The sequence below is a fragment of the Rhodococcus sp. T2V genome (genome assembly GCF_029269925.1).
GTDB classification, from domain to species: Bacteria; Actinomycetota; Actinomycetes; order Mycobacteriales; family Mycobacteriaceae; genus Rhodococcus_F; species Rhodococcus_F koreensis.
The window spans coordinates 113,930-122,851 of the sequence record NZ_JARJBD010000004.1; the positions used below are offsets into that span (position 1 = coordinate 113,930).

Annotated in this window: 8 protein-coding genes; 4 read left to right on the top strand and 4 right to left on the bottom strand. The window is 65.1% G+C overall.

Features of this window, described 5'->3' with window-relative positions; all coding sequences use genetic code 11:
* Positions 1-238: 238 nt before the first annotated feature.
* Positions 239-1,024 (bottom strand): hypothetical protein, encoded by a 786-nt coding sequence (locus P3H15_RS05390; RefSeq protein WP_276136293.1) that lies wholly within the window; start codon positions 1,022-1,024, stop codon positions 239-241.
* A 1,318-nt stretch (positions 1,025-2,342) separates the two neighbouring features.
* Here P3H15_RS05390 and P3H15_RS05395 point away from each other — a divergent pair.
* The 4 genes from P3H15_RS05395 to P3H15_RS05410 all read left to right on the top strand — a co-directional run bounded on the left by P3H15_RS05395 (position 2,343) and on the right by P3H15_RS05410 (position 6,326).
* Complete coding sequence (locus P3H15_RS05395; protein WP_276136294.1) at positions 2,343-2,483, top strand: hypothetical protein; 141 nt, start codon at positions 2,343-2,345, stop codon at positions 2,481-2,483.
* 100 nt (positions 2,484-2,583) lie between these two features.
* A complete protein-coding gene (locus P3H15_RS05400) occupies positions 2,584-2,856 on the top strand; it encodes a hypothetical protein (protein ID WP_276136295.1) in 273 nt (90 codons plus the stop codon).
* Between the two features lie 773 nt (positions 2,857-3,629).
* Positions 3,630-3,914 (top strand): hypothetical protein, encoded by a 285-nt coding sequence (locus P3H15_RS05405; protein WP_276136296.1) that lies wholly within the window; start codon positions 3,630-3,632, stop codon positions 3,912-3,914.
* 381 nt (positions 3,915-4,295) lie between these two features.
* Complete coding sequence (locus P3H15_RS05410) at positions 4,296-6,326, top strand: glycosyltransferase family 39 protein (protein WP_276136425.1); 2,031 nt, start codon at positions 4,296-4,298, stop codon at positions 6,324-6,326.
* Between the two features lie 190 nt (positions 6,327-6,516).
* Here P3H15_RS05410 and P3H15_RS05415 read toward each other — a convergent pair whose 3' ends face one another.
* From P3H15_RS05415 to panD, 3 genes are all read right to left on the bottom strand, one after another.
* On the bottom strand, positions 6,517-6,720 hold the full coding sequence (locus tag P3H15_RS05415) for an MbtH family protein (RefSeq protein ID WP_276136297.1): 204 nt from the start codon (positions 6,718-6,720) through the stop codon (positions 6,517-6,519).
* Positions 6,717-8,057, bottom strand: a complete 1,341-nt coding sequence (locus P3H15_RS05420; protein WP_276136298.1) for a lysine N(6)-hydroxylase/L-ornithine N(5)-oxygenase family protein — start codon at positions 8,055-8,057, stop codon at positions 6,717-6,719. The genes P3H15_RS05415 and P3H15_RS05420 overlap by 4 nt, the downstream gene beginning before the upstream one ends.
* 246 nt (positions 8,058-8,303) lie before the next feature.
* Positions 8,304-8,726 (bottom strand): aspartate 1-decarboxylase, encoded by a 423-nt coding sequence (panD, locus tag P3H15_RS05425; RefSeq protein WP_276136299.1) that lies wholly within the window; start codon positions 8,724-8,726, stop codon positions 8,304-8,306.
* Positions 8,727-8,922: the final 196 nt, after the last annotated feature.

The window sequence follows — 8,922 nt, forward strand, 5'->3', positions numbered from 1 at the left end:
CGGGGTCGGACAGGGTCGGGTCGCCGTCGTTGTCGAGACGTCGGACGTATGATCGACGGACCGCTGGGGCGCCCACGCGGAAGGATCGACAATGGACAATTGGTGGTTGTACTACAGCCCGTTTCCTCAACCTGTCCGAGAATGGTTGTGGCTGATTGTGCAGCAGCTCTGGTAGTCCGCTGTTCTACCGACCTGAGTCCGCGACGTTTTCTCCGCTTCGAGGTTTCTGGGATGTGGGTTAGTTATCGGTGACGACGAAGCCCTTGCCGACAGGGTTGGGTTGGGCGGAGATGCCGTCGAGGACGGCAGCGAATTTGATGTACTCGAATGCGAAGAGCGCAGTGTCGAATCCGCGGACCATGCCCACGATCTCGGTGTTGTTCTGAAGTACGGGACCACCCGAGTCGCCACCGCCTGATTGGGCGTCGCTGTAGAAGCGTGTCATGTTCTGCGAAGTGATCGACCCGCAATGAACGCCGGTACCGGCCCCGTCCTTGCAATGAGGACCAACCGGGTCGGAGGCGCCGATCCCGTCGACCCGGGCACTGGGACCATTTGACGTGAGTACCGCGTCAGCGTTGAGGCGGATGACCACCCAGTCGACGCCGGTGCCGCCGCCGGGGCTGCGGTACGCGATATTCCCGAGGTGTTCCCGCGGTCCGGTCGGCGAGTAGCGGTAGACGGGCGCACCGTCGGGTGCGTCGTCGACACAGTGGGCGGCGGAGATGCCGATCTTGTTGCCGAGCGAGTCGGTACCGACGACGCCCATCGTGCAGAAATCGATGACGCCGAGGGGCTGTGGGATCGGGTTCAGGTCGTCGGTCCAGGGAATACCGTTGGAGACGACACCGGTGGCCGACGCCGTCGGCGTGTTGACCAGGAATGCGCCGAGGGTGACTGCGAGACACGCTAGAAACCCGTATTGCCTTCTCAATTGAGTTCTCTCTTCTTCGCGGCCTCGGGGAACGATCTCGAGGCCGCTCTTCGTGGCGGCGAGCTGGGCTCGATATGACGATTTGTCCACGGCTGACTGCGGGGAGCCTGAAGCAGCGGGACTCTGCCTGCCGGTGGCCGTCGGCTTCAGGCTCAGCCTTCGGCAGGGCAGTCAGGGCGCAGATTCATCCGGTCATCGCGGACGCGGAGTTTGCCCCGGGCACCCTGAGTGAGGGAGTCGTCGACTCAGGTGTATGCCTGACGACGAGGGAGCCTTGCTCGGTTCGGTGCTGCGGCACGACGAGCACGTGGATGGGTCGGCGGCGAGCATGGTGTGGCACTGATCGCAGTGGCGGATGGTGCAGACGTCGCGTGCGACGAGGAGGGAGCAGTGGAGCTGATCGTGCATCGGGGCCTCGACTTGCAGGGTTCGGGGGTTGTTCGACTCCCACACTCCTCGCGAGATGTCCATCCGACGACGGTAGAACGACCGGTAGACATACCTATTTCGTGCCCGGGGGCAGTCCGTAGGGTGGGATCCGCACGCGGTGAAGGTCATGCATGTGGCCGGCGCACACGCGTCGACATCGAGTACAGATGTCGGCCGTGGGGCCGGTTGTCGGTGTCGGATCTACGCAGTGACAGCGACTGTGACTGGCGGACAAAGGGTTTCATGTGCGAGACGGAATCGGTCTGCCCAGTTCGGGTACGCCGAAGGTCGGCGTCTTGTCCGTGAGGCCCGGTTGATAGTTGTGGCGTAGCCAAGCGGTGGCCCGGTTGATAGTTGTGGCGAAGCCAAGCGCAGCCCCCGCCAACGATGTATATCAGCTGGCAGGGGCGCTACACGGACAACCTGCACGTAGTAACGAGCAGCGCATCACTGATGTTGGCGAGCCGGCGCATGGAAGTCCAGGGAATGTGATCCATGCCATTGCACTATTTTCGCACTTCCGAATTACCGACCAGTAAGTGCTATTTCAAGTCCTCGTACGTCATCCATGATCCGGTTGGAGTTGTGTAGTGTCGGCGAACGTCGGTTGTCGAGCTGTTGCGTGAGAAGCCAGATCGGCCGAGACGGCCGATTGCTTTGTTCTACAGCATGTTTGGATGCGGGCTCGGAGGGGTCGGTGATCCTGCATGATCTGCGCCAGCAACGCGAAATACTTGGGCGACAGCGTGTAGACGCCGAATGTGTGACGTAAAACACAGCTGAATCTACGGGGGAAGTCTGGTGCTCGGGGATGTTCGGTTGCAACTCTTAGCCGAGACCCAAGCCTCCATTCCCAAATACGGGTATGGGTGCAGGTATTTCGGCCAATGTGCAGGTGCCGAAGTCGGTCCAAGGTAGCTGGTACGCCACGTCATCGACGCGGCAACCGAGAATATCTGCACCTGAGAGAAGAGTTGCCATGGCACCGATCGCCGAGAATTCGGGTACCAGTTTGCTGAATGCGTTGCGGGTCAGTGTGGTTGGCACTGTTCTATACGCCGGGCTCATCATGGGCGTGGTCGTGGTGGCGGTGTGGAAGTTCCCGATGCCCGGCGTGTAGGCCCGCCGCGGCTCATGGCCCTGGGCCGGTGGCGGCGTCACGACCGGTGATCAACGCGCGGTACCTGTAACGGGCTCCTGGTGGTGTGGAAGGAACGACAATGTTCGGGACGAACGTCGGCGCGATGGTCGGTCTACTGGTGGCTGCACTGGTGGTGGTTCCCGTCTCGTTCGGCGTGGCGGCACGAGCGGACGCGAAGGTCCGCCGTCTCTCGCAGTCCCGAGCCCCCGATGCGAAACCGAGGGGGCCGGTCGCGGACGTGGACGAGCGGTGCGATCAGTGCCGGCAGCTGGCAACGCGGGCGTGGCTGATCTGCGGCGGCGCCTCGCTCGTCGCAGTGGCGGTGGTGGGTGTTCTGATCTGTGTCGGGTGAGGTCGACGACGGGTGCCGGGAGTGCGCCGGTGCGGGTTTCGCGCCGGCCGGGGCCTCGCCGGGACGTGCGGTTCGGCGATGGTGTATCTGGGCAGTTGGCCTCGCTGATATCCGCTCGGACGTGTGCTCCGTGTGAAACCATCGACCGGATTCACGGTTGTCGGCAGGACCGGGGATCATCAATCCCTGTCGGCCAGTAGTGGTTTGGCTGGCGTAGCAGTGGCTTGTCGGCCTTCTCCTTCGTGTTCCGGTGCGAGGAAATGGTAGATCCGCCGCCGGCCCTCAACTCCGAAGTATGACCCACGACACAGGACTTTCTCGGGCGGGTCGTACTCACGGCCGACGGGGTTCGGCGCCGACAACCCGCACATCGGATTCAGTCGATGCGCATCAATCATATTCTGCGCGTGGGCATCAGATCGTCGAGTTCGGCGCGGTCGATGCCAGGCGGGTAGCGGTAACGGAGATGAAGCTGGCGGCGTGGAGAGCGACGGTAAAGCTGTCCGGTGGGGGCCGGTGGTCGTGTCGGGCGCAGGGACGCCCGCCCGCACGACGGTGCCGTCGTACGGGCGGGGTGATCCCCCGACCGCACCAGGGGGTGGTGCGGTCGGGGAGTGCAGCACCGATCCCTCAAAAGGGGGCGCATGTTGCCTGTCTGCGGCTGCGCGGAGTGTGCTGCCTGCGTGTCTGCGAGTGAAGTTGTGGTTCGGACGTTGTGTCCGGCGGCCTCCTTCTGACGGTTCGGCTGTGATCCGAATGGTCTCAATTGTGCCGTGATCTGCGAGGTTGCGCATGGGTCGTTTGGCGTATGGCGGTACCTGTTTCTGCGGTTTGCGTACTGCAGGCGAGACTTCGTCTTCTTCGAGGTATGCGATGGTGTCGAGTTCGCGACGGAGGCGTTGATGCGGTTCGGGGAGTTTCTGGAGGAGTGTTCGGTGTGGGTGGAGAGTTTCGTGATGACGACGGGAGTGGCGGCGTGGTCGGGATTTGTGGTCGGCGCCGATAGCGGGGGCAACGGCGCTGGGGACACCCCTGGCGTCAGGTCCAGCCTGGAATAGCTGTGGGAAAGGAACTCCACCGGCGCGCGGTCATGTGCGCCGACGGGGACCCGTTCCGAGCAGGAGCTGCTTCCGATGTTGCCCGCGCGTGACCGCTGTTGATCTTGCGTCAGATCTCGAGAAGCTGCGGAAGATGATGACCGGCAGCTGTGCCGTCCCGGGCCGGTAGCCCGCAACGGCTCTACGGCGGCGCCACGGAGAATCTCTGCGGCGCCGCGAGCGCGCAGGCGATCGCCTGCTCGGTGCACACGGTCAGCAGCGGGCACGCCTGGCAGTTCGCCGCCGGCGCGTTCTCGGAGGCGCTGCCATGGATGGCCGAACGAATCGAGCCCGAGTTGCCAGCTACTTCACAGGGTGCTGACAGTTCCCGAGCAGCTGGGCATGGGTGAATGCGGTGTGACCACGACGACGGAAGCGCCCGAGCAGTCGACTGACCCCGCAGAACCCGGCCGGATCGCAGGGTGGGAACGCGCGGGTCTGCTTGTGCTGCTTGTCGGAACCGCGGTGATGTACCTGTGGAACATCACCGTCAACGGGATGGGCAACGAGTTCTACGCTGCGGCTGCGCAGGCCGGTTCGAGGAACTGGGAGGCGCTGCTGTTCGGTTCGCTCGACTCGGAGAATTTCATCACCGTCGACAAGCCCCCGCTGTCGCAGTGGGTGATGGGGCTGTCCGGCCGAATGTTCGGCTTCGGTAGTGCCAGCATGATGATCCCGCAGGCGCTGATGGCGGTCGGCGCGGTGGCGTTGCTGTATGCGGCGGTCGCCCGCATCGGTGGCCGCGCAGCGGGTCTACTCGCCGGTGCCGTCCTCGCGGTGACCCCAGTGGCGGCGTTGATGTTTCGGTTCAACAATCCCGACGCGGTGATGGTGCTGCTGATGACCGCGGCGGCCTACTGCACGGTGCGTGCTCTCGAACGCGCGAGCGCGAAGTGGATCGCCCTGGCGGGTGTCGCCCTGGGGTTTGCGTTCCTGTCGAAGATGCTCGAGGGCCTGATGGTGCTGCCGGCATTGGGGCTCGCGTACCTGATCGCAGCGCCGACGCCGCTGCGTAGCCGGTTGATGCACCTGGTCGGGGCGGCGACCGCCCTCATCGTCTCCTCCGGGTGGTACGTCCTGCTCACCGTGCTCTGGCCGGCGTCCGCCCGCCCCTACCTGGCTGGGTCGACGGACAACAGCTTCATGAATCTGGTGCTGGGCTACAACGGGTTCGCCCGGGTCCTCGGCCGCAACCACCCCGGTGGGCAGGGGCCCGGACCCGGCCCGGGCGCGTCCGTGTTCGCGACGGGTCAGCTGCCCGACGCCGGCAATCCCGCGACAGGACAATCTGCCCACGGCGGATTCGGCGGGCAGATGCAGGGGCTGCCCCGGCTGTTCACCGGTGAATTCGGGTTCGAGATCGCCTGGCTGCTGCCCGCAGCACTGCTCGCCGCCGTCCTGGTGATCGTGTCCCGGTGGCGGGCACCACGCACGGATCTCGTCCGGGCGGGCGGGATCGTGTTCGGCGGCTGGTTGATCGTCGACGGGCTGGTGCTCAGCTACATGCAGGGCACCATCCACCCCTACTACAGTCTCTCGATTGCGCCGGCGATCGCCGGCATGGTGGCCATCGGTGGGCACGAGATGTGGGTCCGGCGCGGGTCGTGGCTGGGCCGGGCGGGCCTGGCCTCGCTGGTGCTCACCGCCGGGGTCTGGGGCTGGTGGATCCTGGGCCGCAACAGCAACTGGTTTCCGCAATTGCGGTGGGCGCTACTACTGCTAGCCGTGCTCGCTGCCCTCGCGATCGTGCCGTCTCGGACTGCGCGCCCGGTCCGCTGGCTCTCGACAGCAGCGCTCATTGCCGGTGTGGTCGCCGCGCTCGGCGGCCCCACCGCGTATGCGATCGAGACGATCGGGCAGCCGCACCTCGGGGGCAGCCCGACCGTCGGGCCCGCGGCCACGCCGCAGCCCGGTGGTCGCGGCGGCGGGATGTTCGGTGAGAACGCGGACAATCCCGAACTCGATCGCCTGCTCGCGGCTACCGGCACCACATGGTCGGCGGCGATCGACCGCTCCTCGGCCGCCGCCGCCCTCGAACTGTTTACCGGCACAGCGGTCATGGCGGTCGGCGGGTTCACCGGAAGTGACCCGGCGCCGACGCTCGGACAGTTCATCGACGACATCACCGGCCACCGGGTGACCTACTACATCGTCGAGAATCGAGGCGACGACCACCAGCCCAACACCGCACCCGACACGGCACCCGGCGCCGGCGCTACCCGGCCGAGCGCCGCGGGTGCCGGCGGGATCCCGGCGAACGCCGCGGGACGGGAAAACCGGCACTCCGAGATCGCGGACTGGGTGACGGCCCACTTCCAGCCGACCACCGTGGGGTCGGCCACCGTGTACGACCTCTCGGACTACACCGGATGAGCAGTGACGAAAGTCCCGCCCCGACCGGAAGGGACCGCTGAGCCGCCATCACCGGCAACCGGTGGAGAGGGGCGCCGGCAGCCGCTGCATGTCGACAGCGGCCTGAGCGCCATCGACCTGTACGAGGGTGAATCCGCTCTGGCTGCGACAGTTCAGTGCTGGGGCACAGACGCTGCAGCGACGGTGCCCTTCATCTCGCGAAGAAACTGCGTGGACGCATATCGGTCCAGTTCTTCTCGACGTACTCGAGGCAAGCGGGGCGACTCGCCTCGCCGAACATGACATCCCAGCCCGCCGGGATCTGCGCAAAGATCGGCCACAACGAGTGCTGATCCTCGGCGTTCGCCAGAACGTAGAAGCGGCCGTCTTCATCGTCGAACGGGTTCGTGCTCATCGTGTTGCGCTCCCTGCGAACGTTGTTGCCGGAGTCACCCGGCGGGATGTTTCGGTACTGGGGTCGACCCGGACGCCGCTGTCCTCGCCACCTCTCCCGGTGACGACGGAGTCGAGGATTTCCCCTGCGCGCACCGCGACATTGGACAACAGTGACGAGGTGATTCCGTGTGTCTTTTCGGTACCGCCTTGCAGGTAGATTCCCGCGGTCACGGTTGCGGGTGTCGCGAGTCGGTAGTCGCGGGACACGATTTGCTCGGCGGTCTGCGTCGGTGCGAGCTCACCGAGCATGGGACGTAGTGGAGCCGGCTCAAACCCGGTCGCGAGCACAAGTGCGTCGCACTCGAGTGTGTCGGTGGCCCCGCTGATGTGGTCGCGGACCACGACGTTGATACCGGTCGTGGTGTCGACGACCGAGTCGACACTCGATGCGCGGCGCATGAACAGCCGACGGTCGCCGCTGACTCGTTCGGCGTACTCGGCGCGGTAGAGCTCGTCGATGAGCTCGATGTCGACGACGGAGTAGTTGGTACTGCGATGCCGTGCAAGAAGATCGGCCCGCACCTCGGCGGGTGCGCGGTGGAGTTCGTCGACAGCGCCCGGATCGAAGATGCGGTTGGCGTACGGACTGTCGTCGGCGGGGCTGTAGCCATAGCGGGAGAAGATGCTGTGTACCTCGGCTCGCGGGAATCGCTGGTGGAGGTGTTGCACCACCTCGGCCGCCGACTGCCCCGCTCCGAGGACGGCGAACCGGCGGTGGGCGGGATCCGGCAACTCGGCGATACGAGGAAGGAAGTCGTGGTTGTGGAAGCACCGAGCCGACGGTTTCGCCCACTGCGGGATCCGCTGACGCAGCCCTGCCCCGATCGCGACGTTCCGCGTACGGACCACGGTGCCGTCGTCACACCGGACCTCGAGCACGTCGCCGGCTTCGATCGCGCGGATCGACTCGACGGACGTACCGAAGCGTACGTCGGCATCGACGCGGTCCACAGCCCACGACAGATAGTCGTGAAACTCGTGGCGGGTGGGAAAGAAGGTCTGGTGGTTGACGAAGTCGACCAGCCGCTCGCGCTCGAACAGATAGTTGATAAACGAGTAGGCGCTCCGCGGATTGCGGAACGTCACCAGATCCTTCGGGAACGCGATCTGCATCGTGGCGCCGTCCAGCAACATCCCGGGGTGCCAACCGAATTGGTCCCGACGTTCGACGAACGTTGCCCGGACGCTCTGGCCCGGTGCACATTCGGCGTTGTATTCCTCGATCGCGATGGCGAGCGCGAGATTGGCCGGACCGAATCCCACTCCCACGATATCTGCATCGGTCATGTACACCATCCGTTCTGTCGCCCGTGGGGAAGGCTTTGCGCTCATCCCGCGAGCAACAAGCAGGCTCAACCTGAGAAAATTACGTGCGCTGGTGCGCCGTGTCGGCGACGCAGCGCCCGCTGAGAGACAGTTCCCACCGCTCGATAGGCCTCACGGCCGGTTTCACGTGCCCACCTCCCTGAGGCAACGGTCAGTGATCGACTGCGTCACCTTCCGCGTGTGTATTGCGCCCGTCGAGGTCTGCCGACTCTCGGGTCACGGGATGCTGAGGTGGCGGGACGAGAGTTGATCGGTGGATCCGGGTACCGGCTCGGCCGGATCATTGCCTAGGGCAACGATTTTGTTGTCGGCGTCCACGTGGACAACGGACGGTTCGTGAACGACCAGTTCGGCTTCGTCGAGCTGTACGTAGGACATGATGATGACCAGATCGTCGGGGTTCACCAGATGGGCTGCCGCGCCGTTGATGCAGATGACTCCGGAATCGGCGTCGCCGGTGATGACGTAGGTCTCGATGCGGGCGCCGTTGGTGATGTCGACGATCTGGACTTTCTCGCCCTCGATGAGATTGGCTGCGCGCATGAGGGTTTCGTCGATCGTCACGGACCCGACGTAGTGCAGGTCGGCCTGGGTGACCCGTGCGCGGTGGATCTTGCCGTTGACCATGGTGCGGAACATGTTTACTCCGTTTTCGGTGCTGGATCTGGGCGTGAGACTTGGTCTACGCGGTGGAGGTGGGAGAAATCGTGCCGAACTGAGATCGGACTCAGGTGATCGGCGAAGGGGTCCGGCTCAACGGTCCGAGTGTCGGCCGCCCGGGTGCGAATTGGACGTCGGTCCGAGTCCGGGGCGCCGACCGTCACGTCCGGATGCC